Annotated in this window: 16 protein-coding genes and 1 pseudogene; 10 read left to right on the forward strand and 7 right to left on the reverse strand. The window is 72.1% G+C overall.

What is annotated here, in order from left to right:
- Positions 1–28 precede the first annotated feature (28 nt).
- Positions 29–1,411, forward strand: coding sequence for an MFS transporter (locus tag M8542_RS12595; RefSeq protein ID WP_257920291.1), 1,383 nt, complete (start codon positions 29–31; stop codon positions 1,409–1,411).
- Between the two features lie 3 nt (positions 1,412–1,414).
- Here the strand turns inward: M8542_RS12595 and M8542_RS12600 are convergent, their stop codons facing one another.
- Complete coding sequence (locus tag M8542_RS12600) at positions 1,415–2,521, reverse strand: acyl-CoA dehydrogenase family protein (protein ID WP_257920292.1); 1,107 nt, start codon at positions 2,519–2,521, stop codon at positions 1,415–1,417.
- Between the two features lie 78 nt (positions 2,522–2,599).
- A complete protein-coding gene (locus tag M8542_RS12605; protein WP_257920293.1) occupies positions 2,600–3,265 on the reverse strand; it encodes a TetR/AcrR family transcriptional regulator in 666 nt (221 codons plus the stop codon).
- Positions 3,266–3,380: 115 nt separating this feature from the next.
- On the opposite strand from M8542_RS12605, the gene M8542_RS12610 reads away from it, so the two are divergent.
- Both M8542_RS12610 and M8542_RS12615 read left to right on the forward strand, forming a co-directional pair.
- Entirely contained in the window at positions 3,381–4,586 is a 1,206-nt protein-coding gene (locus M8542_RS12610) for an oxygenase MpaB family protein (RefSeq protein WP_257920294.1), read from the forward strand.
- Positions 4,587–4,704: 118 nt separating this feature from the next.
- Complete coding sequence (locus M8542_RS12615) at positions 4,705–5,403, forward strand: DNA alkylation repair protein (protein ID WP_257920295.1); 699 nt, start codon at positions 4,705–4,707, stop codon at positions 5,401–5,403.
- Here the strand turns inward: M8542_RS12615 and M8542_RS12620 are convergent.
- The gene (locus M8542_RS12620; protein ID WP_257920296.1) at positions 5,364–5,828 is read right to left on the reverse strand and encodes a winged helix-turn-helix domain-containing protein; all 465 of its coding nucleotides are present in this window, start codon (positions 5,826–5,828) and stop codon (positions 5,364–5,366) included. The two genes, M8542_RS12615 and M8542_RS12620, sit on opposite strands and share 40 nt — an antisense overlap.
- A 165-nt stretch (positions 5,829–5,993) precedes the next feature.
- On the opposite strand from M8542_RS12620, the gene styD reads away from it, so the two are divergent.
- Positions 5,994–7,457, forward strand: a complete 1,464-nt coding sequence (gene styD / locus M8542_RS12625) for a phenylacetaldehyde dehydrogenase StyD (RefSeq protein ID WP_257920297.1) — start codon at positions 5,994–5,996, stop codon at positions 7,455–7,457.
- A gap of 33 nt (positions 7,458–7,490) precedes the next feature.
- Here the strand turns inward: styD and M8542_RS12630 are convergent, their stop codons facing one another.
- A complete protein-coding gene (locus tag M8542_RS12630; RefSeq protein WP_257920298.1) occupies positions 7,491–8,417 on the reverse strand; it encodes an AraC-like ligand-binding domain-containing protein in 927 nt (308 codons plus the stop codon).
- A gap of 178 nt (positions 8,418–8,595) precedes the next feature.
- Between M8542_RS12630 and M8542_RS12635 the strand changes: the two genes are divergently transcribed.
- From M8542_RS12635 to M8542_RS12650, 4 genes and pseudogenes are all read left to right on the forward strand, one after another.
- Positions 8,596–9,141, forward strand: a complete 546-nt coding sequence (locus M8542_RS12635) for a GMC family oxidoreductase (RefSeq protein WP_257920299.1) — start codon at positions 8,596–8,598, stop codon at positions 9,139–9,141.
- A pseudogene (locus M8542_RS12640) lies at positions 9,093–9,404 on the forward strand (GMC family oxidoreductase N-terminal domain-containing protein); the annotation flags it as partial. The gene M8542_RS12635 and the pseudogene M8542_RS12640, both read left to right, overlap by 49 nt.
- A 219-nt stretch (positions 9,405–9,623) precedes the next feature.
- Positions 9,624–10,097 (forward strand): GMC family oxidoreductase, encoded by a 474-nt coding sequence (locus M8542_RS12645; protein WP_257920620.1) that lies wholly within the window; start codon positions 9,624–9,626, stop codon positions 10,095–10,097.
- Positions 10,098–10,117: 20 nt separating this feature from the next.
- On the forward strand, positions 10,118–10,417 hold the full coding sequence (locus M8542_RS12650) for an EthD family reductase (protein ID WP_257920300.1): 300 nt from the start codon (positions 10,118–10,120) through the stop codon (positions 10,415–10,417).
- Positions 10,418–10,438: 21 nt separating this feature from the next.
- On the opposite strand, the gene M8542_RS12655 is transcribed toward M8542_RS12650, so the two are convergent.
- Together M8542_RS12655 and paaK are read right to left on the reverse strand one after the other, a co-directional pair.
- Positions 10,439–11,053: a TetR/AcrR family transcriptional regulator gene (locus tag M8542_RS12655; protein WP_257920301.1), complete on the reverse strand. Its 615-nt coding sequence runs from the start codon at positions 11,051–11,053 to the stop codon at positions 10,439–10,441.
- A 20-nt stretch (positions 11,054–11,073) separates the two neighbouring features.
- On the reverse strand, positions 11,074–12,399 hold the full coding sequence (gene paaK / locus M8542_RS12660) for a phenylacetate--CoA ligase PaaK (protein WP_257920302.1): 1,326 nt from the start codon (positions 12,397–12,399) through the stop codon (positions 11,074–11,076).
- Positions 12,400–12,515: 116 nt separating this feature from the next.
- Between paaK and M8542_RS12665 the strand changes: the two genes are divergently transcribed.
- On the forward strand, positions 12,516–13,718 hold the full coding sequence (locus M8542_RS12665) for a thiolase family protein (protein WP_257920303.1): 1,203 nt from the start codon (positions 12,516–12,518) through the stop codon (positions 13,716–13,718).
- Positions 13,715–14,563 (forward strand): 3-hydroxyacyl-CoA dehydrogenase family protein, encoded by an 849-nt coding sequence (locus M8542_RS12670; protein WP_257920304.1) that lies wholly within the window; start codon positions 13,715–13,717, stop codon positions 14,561–14,563. Before M8542_RS12665 ends, M8542_RS12670 begins: the two co-directional genes overlap by 4 nt.
- On the opposite strand, the gene M8542_RS12675 is transcribed toward M8542_RS12670, so the two are convergent.
- A complete protein-coding gene (locus tag M8542_RS12675; RefSeq protein ID WP_257920305.1) occupies positions 14,537–15,970 on the reverse strand; it encodes an APC family permease in 1,434 nt (477 codons plus the stop codon). The genes M8542_RS12670 and M8542_RS12675 overlap by 27 nt on opposite strands.
- Positions 15,971–15,980 lie beyond the last annotated feature (10 nt).

The following is a 15,980-nucleotide window of genomic DNA, read 5'->3' on the forward strand; positions in this document are numbered from 1 at the left end:
TCGGTCACCGAATCAATCTGGAGCCCTCATGGCCGGTCGTTCCGGAGCTGTCCTCGTCGCCTCCGGCGGCGGGACGCTCCTCGCGCTCTTCGTCTTCACCGCGCCGCTGTCGATCGTCCCGGCGGTCGCGGGCGGGCTCGGGGCCGGCACGGTCGCGACCGCGTGGATCCTCAGCTCGATGAGCCTCGGCCTGGCCGTCGCGCTGCTGCCCACCGGCGCGATCGGTGACGACTTCGGCCGGCGGCGCGTGTTCGTGGCCGGCGGCGTCGTGACGGCGGTGGGCTCGCTGCTGTCCGCGGTGGCACCCGGGCCGACGACGTTCATCGCCGGCCGGATCGTCGAAGGACTCGGCTCGGCCGCGCTGATCGCGTGCGGGCTCGCGGTGCTCGGCCCGGCCTTCCCCGACCCGGCCGGGCGGGCCCGCGCGACCGGGATGTGGGGTGCGTTCCTCGGGGCCGGCATCGCGATCGGCCCGGTCGCGGGTGCGGTCCTCGACGCGGTCGCCGGGTGGCGCGCGCTGTACGTCGTCATCACGGTGCTGTCGCTCGGCGTCGCCGTGCTGGGGCGCGTGCTGCTGGAGGAATCGGTTTCGGGCCGGGCCCGCAAGATCGACGCCACGGGATCGCTGCTGCTCGGCGGCGGGCTCGCGGCACTGCTGGCCGCGCTCACCGAGGGGCGGCAGGGCTGGACGAGCCCGTTCGAGCTGACGCTGATCGCTGCCGCGGTGGTGCTGCTGACCGCGTTCTTCGTGCACCAGAGCCGGATCGAGGGCGGCATGCTCGACCCGGCGTTGTTCCGCCGCCCGGCGTTGCTGTCGGCGACGACCGGCGCGTTCGTGGCGGGCGCCGGGGTGACGGCGCTGATGGCGTTCCTGTGCACGATGCTGGAGAAGGGCCTGGCACGGTCGCCGCTGACGGCGGCCCTGGTGGTCCTGGCGTGGTCGGCGACGAGTGTGCTTTCCGCGCTCCTGACCCGCCACCTGCCGGCTTCGGTCCCGGGCGGCGCGCGGTTGAGCGCCGGCCTGGTGGTGGTGGCGGCCGGGTTGGCGCCGCTGGCGTTCCTGACGCCGGACTCGGGGCCGGGCGCGCTGCTCGGCGGCCTGATCCTCGCGGGGTTGGGGACGGGCGTGGTGAACGCGTCGCTGGGCCGCGAGGCGGTGGCGAGCGTGCCGACGCACCGGGCGGGCATGGGCAGCGGGATCAACAACACGAGCCGGTACGTCGGCTCGGCGCTGGGCGTCACGGTGGTGACGGTGCTGGCGGTGCACCCGGCCGGTTCGGCCGCGAGCCTGGTGGCGGGTTGGAACGTGGCGGTGTGGGTGGGGATCGCGGTTTCGCTGGCCGGCGCGGCCGCGATCGCGGCGCTGACAGTGCTGGGCGGCCGCCGCACCGCCGCGCCGGTCGCGGCCTGATTCCTACAAGCCGTACGTCTTGCCGATGATGTCGCGCTGGATCTCGCTCGTCCCGCCGTACACAGTGGACACCACCGTCGAGCGCAGCAGCCGTTCCATGCCGTACTCCGTCGCGTAGCCGTAGCCGCCCATCATCTGCATCCCGTCCAGTGCCATCGCCTTCGCGAACTCCGTCGCCTTGAGCTTGGCCATCGATGCCTCGCGGGGCAACGGTTTCCCGGCCGACGCGTCGATCTTGCGGGCGACGTCGTGCACCAGCAGGCGGGTGCACTCCAGCTCCGTCGCGTGGTCGGCGATCCGGTGCCGCAGTGCCTGGAACGACCCGACCGGCCGACCGAACTGGCGGCGCTCGCGGACGTAGGCCACCGTGTCGTCGAACGCGCGGCGGGCCGTGCCCAGCATCACCGCCGCCAGGATCATCCGCTCCAGGTTCAACCCCGTCATCAGCTGCCGCCAGCCCTGGCCGGCCTCGCCGACCACCGCGTCGGGCGGCAGGGCGCAGCCGGTGAAGTACAGGTCGTTCACCTCGCGCCCACCCATCGTGTCGATGCCGTGCACCGCCAGGCCTTCGATGCCCGACGGCACCGAGAACATCGTCAGGCCGTCGTGCTTGCCGCCGTCGGCCGACGTCCGGGCGACCAGCAGGATGTGCCGCGCGAGGTGCGCGTTCGAGCACCACGTCTTCTGGCCGTCGATCACCCAAGCGCCGTCCTGCCGGACCGCCTTGCACGTCAGGGCGCCGACGTCCGAACCCGCGCCCGGCTCCGACATCGAGACCGCGAGCACCTCGCCGCTGAGGAAGTCGCCCAGCACTTCGCGCTTGCGCTCCTCCGAAGCGAACTTCTCGTAGGACGCCGCGGTGATCACCGACGTCGCGAACCCGCCGATCGGCGCCTGGTGGTACGCCGTGGTTTCGAGGAACAGCACCAGGTCCAGCATGCCCTGGCCGGCGCCGCCGTACTCCTGCGGGATGGTGAGGCCCAGCCAGCCGAGGCCGGCCATCTTGCGGTACAGCGCGTCGTCGTGCGGAGTGGTCCGCGGGCCCACCTCCCGGCGGCAGAAGTCGTCGACGGCGGCGACGAAGTCGCGTTGCTCGGTGGTCAGGCTCACGAGTGCTCCCGGCGGTCGTGGAGATACAAGATTACGTGCTTTGTATCTTCATATCTACGCCGCCGGAACTCAAGGAGGTCAGGCTTCGAGCATGGGGACGAGGTAGCGCCGCGCCAGCTCGGCCAGCCGCTCGTCGTCGTCGAGGTCGACGACCTGGCTGGGGATGGCGAGGAAGGAGGCCGAGACCCGGACCATCAGCTCGGCCACGACGTCGACGTCGAGCCCGGTGGAGACGGTGCCGGCGTGCTGCTCCTGCCGGAGCTGGCCGGCCACGAACGCGCGCACGGTGGCCAGCGTGCGGCCGTCGTCGGTGATCATGGACGACGCGAGCAGTCCCGGTTCCGCGGCGATGAGCCCGCCGATCAGCGGGTTGCCGCGGATGGCGCGCAACGAGCTCACGAAGCCGAGCACGACGCGGTCGGCGACCGTCTCGGCCTGCTTGATCTCGACGAGGAACCGGTCGAAGTAGCGGCGGTACTCCCGGCGCACGACGTGCTCGACGAGGGTGTCCTTCGTCGCGAACCGCCGGTAGACGGTGATGCGCGAGAGCCCGGCCCGCTTGGCGACGTCCTCCATCGTGGAGCGCTGGATGCCCATCCGGCAGAACTGCTCGTAGGCCGCGTCGAGCACGCGGACGCGAATGTCGTCCGCCTCGTCGACCTGCGCCAGCGCGTCGGTGTAGGCGCGCTCCAGCAACGACTCCGCGCCGGGCGCGGCGGTGAAAGGCGAGGCGACGGGGTCCACGGGCCACATCCTTCCACTCGGGGGCTTGCCCGCGTCGGCACAACCTGATGAGATACAAGGAGGCAAGTCGCGTATCAGAGTATCAGTGTTGATCTCGGCTCCCGGAGGAGAAGCGATGGCCAAGGACGAAGTCAACCGTCGGCTCGCGTTGAAGCGCGGTGGGGCGCTGGGAGTGCTGGGCGCGGTGACGGCGCTGTGGACGTGGCCGGCCGAGGCGTCGGTCGCGCGGACCGGAGCCGGCGCGGATCCCCGGTGGGTGTGGGATCCGGAGGCCGACGCGCTGCTCGCGTCGGTGCTCGACCGGGGCGACGTGCCCACGGTGAACGCGCTGCTGCGGACGTGGCAGAAGAACGGCCAGGCCCTGCCCGCCGGGCTGCCGGCGGACGTGCGGGACTTCGTCGAGCGGGCGCGTCAGCTGCCTTCCTGGGCGGACCGGGGCAAGCTGGCTTCGTCGTTCACGTTCACCGAGAAGCGCGGGCTCTACCTCGGCGTCCTGTACGGGCTGGCGAGCGGGATGATGAGCACGGTCATCCCGCACGAGGCCCGCGCGGTGTACTACTCCAAGGGCGGCGCGGCGATGAAGGACCGCATCTCCAAGACGGCCAAGCTCGGCTACGACATCATGACGCGCAACGCCTTCGAGCCCGCCGGCGAAATGATCGTGACGTGCGTGAAGACCCGGCTGGTGCACGCCGCCGTCCGCCACCTGCTGCCGCAGTCCCCGCAGTGGACGGGCACCGCCGACCAGACGGTGCCGATCAGCCAGCGGGACATGCTCGTGACGTGGCACAGCCTGCCCACGACGGTGATGGGGAAGCTGACGGCGTGGCAGGTGCCGATCCCGCGGGCGGAGTCGGAGGGGTTCCTGCACTCCTGGCAGCTGACCGGGCACCTGCTCGGCATCATGGACGAGTACCTCCCGGCGTCGTGGGCGGAGGCCGACGCCCAGGCCGAGCAGGTCCTGACCCCGGTGCTGGCGCCGACGGACGAGGGGATCGAGCTGGCGGACATCCTGCTGAACCTCGGCGCGTCGGTGGACGGTGGGGTGCTGAGCACGCACGTCCTCGGCGCGTTCACGCGGTTCATGCTGGGAGACCGGATCGCGGGGTGGCTGCGGATCCCGCGCGAGCCGGTGTGGGACCCGCTGCTGGACGTCGCTTGGGGGCCGTTCATCGCGGTGCGGGAAGGGTTGTTGCCGTTCCCGCTGGCCCCGGCGGCTTATTGGACGTTCGAGGAGTTCCTCCGGCAGGCGGCGTTGTTGTTCCTTTCGGAGGGGAAGCCGATCAGCATCGAGATCCCGGACGGGAACCGGCCGGCTTGAGGGTGTCGCGTGGGCGCGGTGGTGACTCGGAGATCGAACACCTCGCCGTCGGGCCGTACCGCGGGTACCGGGGAAGACGGACGCGGACGACCCGTTCTTCAAGTGCTAGCTTGCGACCATGGCGACGAACGCGGCAGTCACCGAAGTGCTGACGGAGCTGGCGGCCCTGGAAGACCCCAAGGCCCGCGCCGTCAACGAACGCCACGGGGATGACCACGGTGTCAACCTCGGCAAGCTGCGCGCGGTCGCCAAGCGCCTCAAGACCCAGCACGATCTCGCCGTCGAACTGTGGGCCACCGGTGACTCCGCGGCCCGGCTCGTCGCCATCCTGATCAGCCGGCCCAAGCTGTACACCGCGGCCGAGCTGGACAGCATGCTCCGCGACGCGCGGATCCCGAAAGTGCACGACTGGCTCATCGGCTACCTCGTCAAGAAGAACCCGCACGTCGAGGAACTGCGGGTGCGCTGGTTCGCCGACCCGGACCCGGTTGTCGCCGGCGCCGGGTGGGCGTTGACCAGTGACCGGGTCGCGAAAGCGCCCGACGGGCTCGACCTGCCCGGGCTGCTCGACCGCGTCGAGGCCGAGCTGAAGAACGCGCCCGAACGGTTGCAGTGGGCGATGAACGAATGCCTCGCCACCATCGGGATCCACCACCCGGAGCTGCGGGCCCGCGCGATCGGCATCGGCGAGGAACTGGGCGTGCTCAAGGACTATCCGACCTCGCCCGGGTGCACCTCGCCGTACGCGCCGGTGTGGATCGAGGAAATGGTGCGGCGTCAGGACAACAGCACCGGCGCCGAACCTTCGAAGCGGTAGCCGACCCCGCGCACCGTCGTGATCGGGTCCAGGTGCGGGGAAAGCCTGGCCCGCAGCTTGCGGACGTGCACGTCGACCGTCCGGTCGTTGCCGTCCTGGCGCGGCCACAGCGCGGTCTTCAACGCCGCGCGGGTGAAGACGCGGTCCGGGTGCGCGCGCAGGAACCGCAGCAGGTCGAACTCCAGCCGGGTGAGCGGGAGCGCGCTGCCGAGCAGGATCGCCCGGCGTGACCCGGTTTCGATGTGCAGGAGCGGGTCCTCCACCAGCTGCGGGTGCCGGGGCGGCGCGGTCGTGACGTCGACGGCGGCCAGGCCGTCCAGCGCCGTCGCCAGCCGGGCGGCGACCTGGGCCGCGTCGCCCGCGCGGCCGGCCAGGTCGATCCGGACGGTCACGTGGAGCACCTCGGAGTCCCTGGGCCGCGTCATGTCCGCGATTGTCGGGCCACCACCGCCGCGGCACGAAATGCGCCCGGCGGGTGGAACGGCTTGACGGGGCGTCTTTCGACAAGGTGCGTGCGGCTACGGGCAACTCCGGCCACCGCCGCCTTGCCAGTGTGACGGGGCGACACCGCCCGACACACAGGAGGAACCATGACGCTGACCGCCGACCCGGGGACCGGGTTCACCACCGGGCTGTTCATCGACGGCGCCTGGACCGACGCGGCAGCGACCTTCGACGACCTCAACCCCGCCACCGGCGAGCTCCTCACCCGGGTCGCCGACGCCAGTGCCGAGGACGTCGACCGGGCGGTCGGGGCCGCGCGCGCCGCGCTCGAGGGCGCCTGGGGCGACACCCCCGGTGTGGCGCGGGGGCGGCTGCTGAACAAGCTCGCCGACCTCGTCGAGCGGGACGCGCCGGAGCTCGCCCGCCTGGAAGCGCTCGACATCGGCAAGCCCGCCGGGCAGCCCGCGATGCTGGACGTGCCCAACGCCGTGGCCACCTTCCGGCACTTCGCCGGCTGGGCCGACAAGATCCAGGGCGCCACCATTCCCACCGCCGGGTACCTGGGCCTGGCCAAGACGCACTCCTACACCGTGCGCGAGCCGGTCGGCGTGATCGGTGCGATCGTCCCGTGGAACACGCCGCTGATGATCGCCGCGTGGAAGCTCGGGCCCGCGCTCGCCGCCGGGAACACCGTCGTGGTCAAGCCGGCCGAGGACGCGCCGCTGTCGATCCTGCACCTCGGGAAGCTCGTCGAAGAAGCGGGCTTCCCCGCCGGCGTCGTGAACATCGTGCCCGGCCTCGGCGAGACCGCCGGCGCCGCGCTCGTCGCGCACCCGGGCGTCGACAAGATCAGCTTCACCGGCTCGCCCGAGGTGGGCCGGCTGATCCAGAAGTCCGCCGCCGACACCTTCAAGCGCGTCACGCTCGAACTGGGCGGCAAGAGCCCGCAGATCGTCGCCGAGGACGCCGACGTCGAGGCCGCGATCAACGGCATCGCCATGGGCCTGTTCTTCAACCAGGGCGAAGTGTGCGCGGCCGGCACGCGCGTGCTCGTGCACCGTTCGCACTACGACACCGTGGTCGAGGCGCTGGCCGGGGCGGCGCAGGCGCAGGTGCTCGGCGACCCGTTCGCCGAGGAGACGACCATGGGCGCGCTCATCAACGCCGAGCAGCAGCGGCGCGTGCGCGACTACATCGAGGCGGGCAAGGCGTCCGGCGCCCGGCTGGTCGCGGGTGGCGACCACGACGGCCCGGGCTTCTTCGTCCGGCCGACGATCTTCGCCGACGTCGACAACTCCTCGAAGATCGCCCAGGAGGAGATCTTCGGCCCCGTGGGCGCGGTCATCCCGTTCGACACCCTCGACGAGGCCATCGCGATCGCCAACGACACGCCGTACGGCCTCGCCGCGACCATCTGGACCCGCGACGTCTCGAACGCGCACACGCTGGCGGCGAAGATCCGCGCGGGCGCGGTGTGGGTCAACGGCTGGGCGGCGATCGACCCGGCGCTGCCGTGGGGCGGCATGAAGACCAGCGGCATCGGGCGCGAGCTCGGCTGGAGCGGGATCCTCGCCAACACCGAGGAGAAGGTCGTCACGATCGTCCTTTGAGGACGGTGCAGGGGCGCGGGTTTCCCGCGCCCCTCAGGCGACGCTCTTGCGGTACTCCCGCGGCGACTGGCCGAACGCGCCGCGGAACAGCCGCGAGAAGTGCGCGGCGTCGGTGAACCCCCACCGCTGCGCGACGGCGACGATCGGCACCTCGCGGCTGGCCGGCGCGGCGAGGTCGCGGCGGCAGCGTTCGAGCCGCCGCTCGCGGATCATGGCCGACACCGACACGCCCTCGGCCTCGAAGGCCTTCTGCAGGTACCGCACCGACACGAAGTGCGCGTCGGCCACGGCCTTCGACGTCAGGCCGGGGTCGTGCAGGTTGTCGTCGATGAACTTCCCGACCCGCGCGCGCAGCGCCCGCCGCGACGCCGAGCCCTCCTCGTCGAGCGGCTGCCGCAGCTGCTGCGCGAAGGCCGCGGTCACCAGGTCCACCACGGCGTCGCCGAGGTGTGCGGCGATCACCGTCGTCGCGCCGCCGAGGTCGCCGCTGAGGCCCTTCATCAGCGGGGCGATCAGCGCGCCCAGCCCCGAGTCGCCGGCGAGGCGGACCGCGGTCAGCCCGGCCAGGTGGTCCTCGGGCAGCCGGACGAGCTTGCGCGGGAACATCGCCACGGTCATCCGGAAGTCGTCGCTGAAGGAGATCCGGTACGGCCGCGAGGTGTCGTAGACGGCCAGGTCGCCCGGCCGCAGGAACGCCTGCCGCTCGTCCTGCTCGATGACGCTGGTGCCGCTGACCTGCAGCCCGAACTTGTACAGCTCGGGGTCGTCCTGGCGGATCAGGCGCCGGGTGCGCTCGACGATCGCGTGCGACGCCGTCACCGAGGCCAGCACGACCGAGCCGAGGTCGGCCGAGTCGACGCCGCCGGTGAAGTCCGCCGCGTCGTCGACGCAGCGGGCCCGCAGGGGCACGAACGTGCGGCAGATCCGGTGCTCCCAGTCCTCGAAGCCGGTGGCTGCCATGCGGGCTCCTCGTCGAATAGGCGCTGGTCCGGGCGACGGTACTTTCTGAACGGTCGGTCGGTCAACCGGACCGGTCCGTGCGTCGCGAGTCAACTCCGGTTCGTCTCGGGTCAACTCCGCCGGTGACCGCCGACACACACTCGGGGGAGGTTCAGCGTCGAAGCGAAGAAGGTTCTCCATGAGTGACTACGTCATCGTCGGCGCCGGTTCGGCCGGCAGCGCACTGGCCCGCCGGCTGGTCGACGCGGGCCGGACCGTGCACGTCCTGGAAGCCGGGCCGGCCGACACCGACGAGGCGATCCACAGCCCGCAGGGCTGGCCCACGTTGCTGGCCGGGCCGCAGGACTGGGCCGTCACGACCATCCCGCAGGAGCACGCGAACGGCCGGCAGCTGTTCTGGCCGCGCGGCCGCGTGCTCGGTGGCAGCAGCTCGCTCAACGGCATGATCTACATGCGCGGTCACCGCGGCGACTACGACGGCTGGGCCGCCCAGGGCTGCGACGGCTGGGGCTGGGCCGACGTCCGGCCGCTCTTCCTGCGCTCCGAAGACCACCTGGCCGGTGCGAACGAGCACCACGCGACCGGCGGCCCGCTGCCGGTGAGCCGGATCGACGCGCCGCACCGACCGCGCAGGCGTTCGTCGACGCCGCCGTCGCCGCGGGGCACAAGCGCACCGAGGACTTCAACGGCGAAACCATGCGCGGGGTCGGCTTCACCGAGATGACGGTGCGCGACGGCCGCCGGATGAGCGCGTGGCAGAGCTTCGTCGCCCCGATCCTCGGCCACCCCGCGCTGACCGTCACCACGTCGGCGCTCATCGACCGGGTCGTCGTCGAAAACGGCCGCGCGGTCGGGGTGGAGTACCTGGTCGACGGCGAGCGGCAGGTCGCCCGCGCCGAGGCCGAGGTCGTCCTGGCCGGCGGCACGATCGGCTCGCCCGCGATCCTGCTGCGCAGCGGCGTCGGCCCGGCCGCCCACCTGCGGGACCTGGGCATCGACGTCGTCGCCGACGTGGCCGGGGTGGGGGAGAACCTGCACGACCACCCGCTGATCAGCGTGGTCTACGAAGCGAAGAAGCCGCTGCCCGCCGGCACGAACAACCTCCTGGAGGCCCAGTTCTACGCCGACAGCGCCGGCTGGACGGGGGCCGCGCCGGACCTGCAGCCGCTGTTCCTGCACCTGGTCTACCCGGCCGAGGGCTACGAGATGCCCGAGCACGGCTACACGATCGCGGCCGGGATCGTCGCCCCGAAGTCCCGCGGCACGCTGCGGCTCGCGTCGGCCGATCCGACGGTCCCGGCGCTGGTCGACCCACGGATCCTCACCGACCCCTACGACCTCGAGGCGCTGTGCGACGCCATCGAGATGAGCCGCGAGGTCGGCGCCCAGCGAGCGTTCGACGAGTGGCGCGAGCGCGAGGTCGCGCCGGGTCCGGACGCGACGTCGCGGGACGACATCCGCGCGTTCGCCCGCCGCTCGGTCGGGACCTACCACCACCAGGCCGGCACCTGCCGGATGGGCGTGGACGAGCTCGCCGTCGTCGACCCGCGGCTACGCGTCCGCGGCGTCGAGGGCCTGCGCGTGGCGGACGCGTCGATCATGCCGGTGGTGCCTTCGGGCAACACGAACGCGCCGTCCATCATGGTCGGGGAGAAAGCCGCGGAGCTGATCCTCGGCTGACCCGCCGACGAGAGGAACCCATGCACCGGCTCACCGTGCTCTACCCGCCGCCCGCCGACGAAGCCCACTTCCGCGCGTACTACGTCGAGACGCACCTGCCGCTGGCCGCGAAGCTGCCCGGCCTGGTGCGGATGCAGTACTCGCTCGACGTGACTTCGGAGGTCGGCGAACGGAAGTACTTCGCCGTCTTCCACGCCGACTTCGAGTCCGCCGAGGCGATGACGGCCGCACGCGCCTCCGAGGCCGGCAAGGCGGTCTCCGCGGACGTGCCGAACTACGCCAGCGGTGGCGTGGAGATCATGAACTACCCGCTGAGCTGACGAGCCGCGCGCTGCCCCGCGTCAGCGGGCGCGGGGCAGCCGCAGGCCGTCGAAGGCCACCGCCACGACGGCGTCCGCGAGCGCTTCGGCCGCGATGCCACCGCGGGGCCGGTACCACTCGGCGATCGAGTTGACCATGCCGAACAGCAGGCGCGCGGAGACGTTCGGGTCGATGTCCGGACGCAGGTCGCCGTCCGCGGCCGCCTTGCTCACCAGGTCGCCGACGATCCGGTCGAACTCCTTGCGGCGCGCCAGCGCGGCGCGCTCCACCTTGGTGTTGCCGCGGATGCGCAGCAGCAGCGTCACGAACGGCAGCTGCTCGATGAGCACGACCACGCTCGCGCGCACGAGGTGCTCGAGCTTGTCGACGGCCCGGCCGGCCATCGTGTCCACTGTGTCCACTTCGGCGAACAGCCCGTCGAGCGCGCGGTCGACGGCCAGCCGCAGCAGCTCGTCCTTGCTCGGCACGTGGTGGTAGATGGCCGACTTCGAGATGCCGAGCTTGCGGGAGAGGTCCTCCATGCTCGTGCCGTCGAAGCCGCGCTCGGTGAACGCGGACACCGCCACGCGCAGCAGGGACTCCAGGTCGTACCCGGGCCGGCCGCGCCTGGCGGCCGGGTTCGTCGTGCCGTCCATGCCGGCATTCTCGCAAGCCGCTACCGGCGGTCGAGCACCCGGCGCAGCTTCCCGACCGAACGCTCCAGCGTCTCGGGGTCGAGGACGTCCACGCCCACCGACACGCCGACGCCGTCCTTGACCCGGCTCGCGATCTCGTGTGCGGCGGCCCGGCGCCGGTCGTCGCCGGTGCCCGCCTCGCATTCGACCAGGACGGTCAGGTGGTCCATCCGGTCGTGCTTGGTCAGCTCGAGCTGGAAGTGCGGGGCCAGCCCGTCGACGTCGAGGACGATTTCCTCGATCTGGGTGGGGAAGACGTTGACCCCGCGCAGGATGATCATGTCGTCGCTGCGGCCGGTGACCTTGTCCATCCGGCGGAACGCCGGGCGCGCGGTGCCGGGGCGCAGCGCGGTGAGGTCCCGCGTGCGGTAGCGGATGATCGGCAGCGCCTGCTTGGTGAGCGAGGTGAACAGCAGTTCGCCGGTCTCCCCGTCCGGCAGGACGCCGCCGTCGACCGGGTCGACGACCTCGGGGTAGAAGTGGTCTTCCCAGATGTGCAGGCCGTCCTTGGTTTCCACGCACTCCTGCGCCACGCCGGGGCCCATGACCTCGGACAGGCCGTAGATGTCGACGGCGTCGAGGTCCATCCGGTCCTCGATCTCGCGGCGCATCTGCTCGGTCCACGGCTCGGCGCCGAAGATGCCGATCTTCAGCGAGCTGGCGCGCGGGTCGACGCCCTGGCGCTCGAACTCGTCGAGCAGCGTCAGCATGTACGACGGCGTGACCATGATGATCTCGGGCTCGAAGTCGGTGATGAGCTGCACCTGCCGCGCGGTCATGCCGCCGGACGCGGGAATGACGGTGCAGCCGAGCTTTTCCGCGCCGTAGTGCACGCCGAGCCCGCCGGTGAACAGGCCGTAGCCGTAGGCGTTGTGCAGCTTGTGGCCCGGGCGCCCGCCCGCGGCGAAGATCGAGCGCGCGAGCACGCCGGACCAGGTGTCGATGTCGCGCTCGGTGTAGCCGACGACGGTCGGCTTGCCGGTGGTGCCGGAAGAGGCGTGCAGGCGCCGGATGTCCTTCTCCGGCACGGCGAACATGCCGAACGGGTAGGTGTCCCGCAGGTCCTGCTTGGTGGTGCACGGGAACTTCGCCAGGTCGGCGAGGTCTTCGCAGTCGTCCGGGTGCACGCCCGCGGCGTCGAACTTGGCCCGGTAGAACGGCACGTTCTGGTAGGCGTGACGCAGCGTCCACTGCAGCCGCGCCAGCTGGCGGGCGCGCAGCTCGTCGATGCTCACGCGCTCGTCGGGGGACAGGTCGTCGACGGCGGGCGCGGCACCGAAGCGCCGGGTGGGCTGCGTGGTGGTCATCTCTCTCCGGCTTCCTCGGCGGATGTGACGGCGGCCCTTGCTTACTGACCGAATGGACGGTAAATAATGTGAGGCCAGTAAAGGCGGGACCCGTTCGGATGTCAAGAGGAGTGCGCATGCCCGAGGTGTTCGTGGTCGACGGAGTCCGCACGGCGCAGGGCCGCTACGGCGGCGCGCTGGCCGGGGTCCGGCCCGACGACCTCGCCGGTCTCGTCGTGCGGCAGGTGCTGGCCAGGGCGGGGGTTCCCGGCGACGCCGTCGACGAGGTGGTCCTCGGCGCCGCGAACCAGGCCGGTGAGGACAACCGCAACGTCGCGCGGATGGCCGCGCTGCTGGCCGGGCTGCCCGACGAGGTCCCCGGCTACACGGTGAACCGCCTGTGCGCCAGCGGGTTGACCGCGGTCGCCAACGCCGCGCAGGCCATCCGCGCGGGCGAGGCCGACGTCGTGGTCGCCGGCGGGGTCGAGTCGATGACCCGGGCGCCGTGGGTGCTGGCCAAGCCGGGCACGCCGTGGGCGCGGCCGGGCGAGGTCGCCGACACGTCGCTGGGCTGGCGCTTCACCAACCCCGCGTTCACCGCGCACGACGCCGGCTCCGACGGCCGCAAGGTGACCCTCCCGATGGGCGAGACCGCCGAGGAGGTCGCGCTCCTGGACGGGTTGACCCGCGAAGAGTGTGACGAGTTCGCGTTGCGCAGCCACGAACGCGCGATCGCGGCGATCGACGCGGGCCGGTTCGAGCGCGAGATCGTGCCGGTGCCGGTGCGGGACGGCGAGTTCGCGGTGGACGAAGGCCCGCGCCGCGGCACGACGCTGGAGAAGCTGGCCAAGCTGCGGCCGGCCTTCCGCAGGAACGGCATCGTCACGGCGGGTTCGTCGTCGCCGCTGTCGGACGGCGCCGCGGCTTTGGTGCTGGCCAGTGAAGACGCCGTGCGCCGCCATGGTCTGACTCCGCGGGCGCGAGTGGTCGGCGGGGCGAGCGCGGGGGTCGCGCCGCAGGTAATGGGACTCGGGCCGGTCCCGGCGACCGAGAAGCTGCTCGGCCGCACCGGGCTTTCGGTCGACGACCTCGACGCCGTCGAGCTGAACGAGGCGTTCGCCGCGCAGAGCCTCGCGGTGATCCGGCGGCTGAAGCTGGACGAGGCGAAGGTCAACGCCGACGGTGGCGCGATCGCCCTCGGCCACCCGCTCGGCTGCTCCGGCGCGCGCCTGGTCGTCACGCTGCTGGGGCGTCTCGAACGCGAAGACGCTCGCCGCGGGCTCGTGACGTTGTGCGTGGGTGTCGGTCAGGGTGTCGCGCTGCTCGTGGAGCGGGTGTGAGCGCGCCGCGGCAGGTCGGCGTGCTCGGCGGCGGCCGGATGGGCGCGGGCATCGCGCAGGTCTTCGCCACGCGGGGCGCGCGGGTCTCGGTCGTCGAAAGCGGGCCGGACGCCGTCGAAGCCGCTCGCGCACGGGTGGCCGACGGGCTCGCCAAGGCCGCCGAACGCGGGAAGCTGCCGGAAGATCCGGCCGTCGTGCTCGCGCGGGTGGTCGTCGTCGAGGGGGTCGACCGGCTGCCGGCCGAGTCGGATCTCGTCGTCGAGGCCGTGCCCGAGCGCGCGGATCTCAAGATCGACGTGCTGACCGAGGCCGAGGCCGTGGTCGGCGAGCACGCGGTGCTGGCCAGCAACACGAGCTCGCTCTCGATCGCCGAACTCGGCGCGGCCTTGCGGGTGCCGGCGCGGTTCGTCGGCATGCACTTCTTCAACCCGGTGCCGGCGTCGAAGCTGGTCGAGGTGGTGCACGCGCCCGAGACCGCCGACGACGTCCTGCGGCGCGTCCGCGAGTGGGTCCGGGACCTGGGCAAGACCGACGTCGTCGTGCGTGACTCGCCGGGGTTCGCCACCAGCCGGCTCGGCGTGCTGCTCGGGCTGGAGGCGATCCGGATGCTCGAGGAGGGCGTCGCGGACGCCGAAGCGATCGACCACGCCATGGAGCTGGGCTACCGGCACCCGATGGGGCCGTTGCGCTCGACCGACCTCGTCGGCCTGGACGTGCGCCTGGCCATCGCCGAATACCTGCACAAGACGCTCGGGGAGCGGTTCGCGCCGCCGCGGCTCCTGCGGGAGAAGGTCGCGGCGGGCGAACTGGGCCGCAAGTCAGGACGCGGCTTCCACTCCTGGTGAGGGCCGGCGGAGCCGGGCGACCACGAGCCCGGCGGCGAAGAAGAGCACGACCAGTGCCAGCAGGATGGCCGCCAGTGTCGCCGAGCCGCTGATCAACGTCGTGAAGTTGGCCAGCACCAGCACGGTCACGCCGACGACGCCGGCCAGCCCGAGCGCCGGGGCGACCCGCGTGTGCCAGACGCGCGTGTCGACCCGGTTCCGGGCGAAGAACACGATGATCGCGACGCCGGTCAGCACCATCAGGACCAGGATGCTGACCGTGGCCAGGCCGGACATCCAGGTGAACAGGTTCAGCACCGGATCGGCGCCCACCAGCACGAACACGGCGAGGATGACCGCGGCCGACACCGACTGCGCCAGCGAGCCGACGTGCGGCGAGCCGTGTCTGGGGTGCGTCCGGGCCAGCGCCTCCGGGGCGACGCCCTGGCGGCCGAGGGCGTAGAGGTACCGCGCGATCGCGTTGTGGAACGCCAGCAGCGCGGCGAACAAGCTCGTCAGGAGCAGGACGTTCATGATGTCGGCGTAGGCCGCGCCGAGGTACTGGCCGGCCGCGCTGAAGACGAGCCCGGCCGTGTCGCTGCCCGCCGCCGCTTCGACCTTCGACGGGCCGTACGCGATGACCATGCTCCAGCTGCAGACCGCGTAGAACACGCCGATCAGCAGCACGGCGATGTAGGTCGCCGCCGGGATGGTGCGCTTGGGCTCGCGTGCTTCCTCGCCGTAGATCGCGGTCGCCTCGAACCCGATGAACGACGCGACCGCGAACATGATCGCGATCCCCGGCGCGCCGTGGAAGAACGACGACGGGCTGAACGAGCCCGCCGAGTAGCCCTCCGGGCCGCCCTTGACCAGGATCGTGACGGCGAGGACGGCCAGCACGCTCATCTCGAGCACCAGCATCACGCCGAGCACCCGGGCGCCGAGGTCGATGCTGCGGTAGCCGAGCGGGGCGACGACGAGCAGCAGCACCGCGGCCAGGACCCACCACGGGATCCGCGGGCCGCCGTAGTGCGTGATCAGGCCCTGGAGGGTGGTCGCGGCCAGGCCGTAGATCCCGGCCTGGATGGCGGTGTAGGTCAGCAGGGCCAGCCCGGCCGCGCCGAGCCCGGTGCCGCGGCCCAGCCCGCGGGTGACGTAGGCGTAGAACGCGCCGGCGTCGACGACGTGGTGGCTCATGGTCGCGTAACCGACGCTGAAGAGCAGCAGCACGACCGCGACGACGACGTAGGCGAGCGGGACGCCGGGGCCGTTGCTGATCGCGAGCATGACCGGCAGCGCGCCGCCGATCGCGGTCAGCGGCGCGGCGGCGGCCACGACGAGGAAGACTATTCCGGCGATCCCGATGGATCCGCGCAGGGTGTGACCGGTGTCGGTGGCGGGGACGGGTGTGGTGCTCGGTTCGGCCATGTCGGCTCCG

It is taken from the genome of Amycolatopsis iheyensis, from assembly GCF_024703995.1.
Lineage (GTDB): Bacteria > Actinomycetota > Actinomycetes > Mycobacteriales > Pseudonocardiaceae > Amycolatopsis > Amycolatopsis iheyensis.

Bases quoted from the DNA above. Each gene is read 5' to 3' on its own strand.
- M8542_RS12595 (WP_257920291.1), top strand. From the start codon at position 29: ATGGCCGGTCGTTCCGGAGCTGTCCTCGTCGCCTCCGGCGGCGGGACG.
- M8542_RS12610 (WP_257920294.1), top strand. From the start codon at position 3,381: ATGGCCAAGGACGAAGTCAACCGTCGGCTCGCGTTGAAGCGCGGTGGG.
- M8542_RS12615 (WP_257920295.1), top strand. From the start codon at position 4,705: ATGGCGACGAACGCGGCAGTCACCGAAGTGCTGACGGAGCTGGCGGCC.
- M8542_RS12620 (WP_257920296.1), bottom strand. From the start codon at position 5,828: ATGACGCGGCCCAGGGACTCCGAGGTGCTCCACGTGACCGTCCGGATC.
- styD (WP_257920297.1), top strand. From the start codon at position 5,994: ATGACGCTGACCGCCGACCCGGGGACCGGGTTCACCACCGGGCTGTTC.
- M8542_RS12630 (WP_257920298.1), bottom strand. From the start codon at position 8,417: ATGGCAGCCACCGGCTTCGAGGACTGGGAGCACCGGATCTGCCGCACG.
- M8542_RS12635 (WP_257920299.1), top strand. From the start codon at position 8,596: ATGAGTGACTACGTCATCGTCGGCGCCGGTTCGGCCGGCAGCGCACTG.
- M8542_RS12645 (WP_257920620.1), top strand. From the start codon at position 9,624: ATGCCCGAGCACGGCTACACGATCGCGGCCGGGATCGTCGCCCCGAAG.
- M8542_RS12650 (WP_257920300.1), top strand. From the start codon at position 10,118: ATGCACCGGCTCACCGTGCTCTACCCGCCGCCCGCCGACGAAGCCCAC.
- M8542_RS12655 (WP_257920301.1), bottom strand. From the start codon at position 11,053: ATGGACGGCACGACGAACCCGGCCGCCAGGCGCGGCCGGCCCGGGTAC.
- paaK (WP_257920302.1), bottom strand. From the start codon at position 12,399: ATGACCACCACGCAGCCCACCCGGCGCTTCGGTGCCGCGCCCGCCGTC.
- M8542_RS12665 (WP_257920303.1), top strand. From the start codon at position 12,516: ATGCCCGAGGTGTTCGTGGTCGACGGAGTCCGCACGGCGCAGGGCCGC.
- M8542_RS12675 (WP_257920305.1), bottom strand. From the start codon at position 15,970: ATGGCCGAACCGAGCACCACACCCGTCCCCGCCACCGACACCGGTCAC.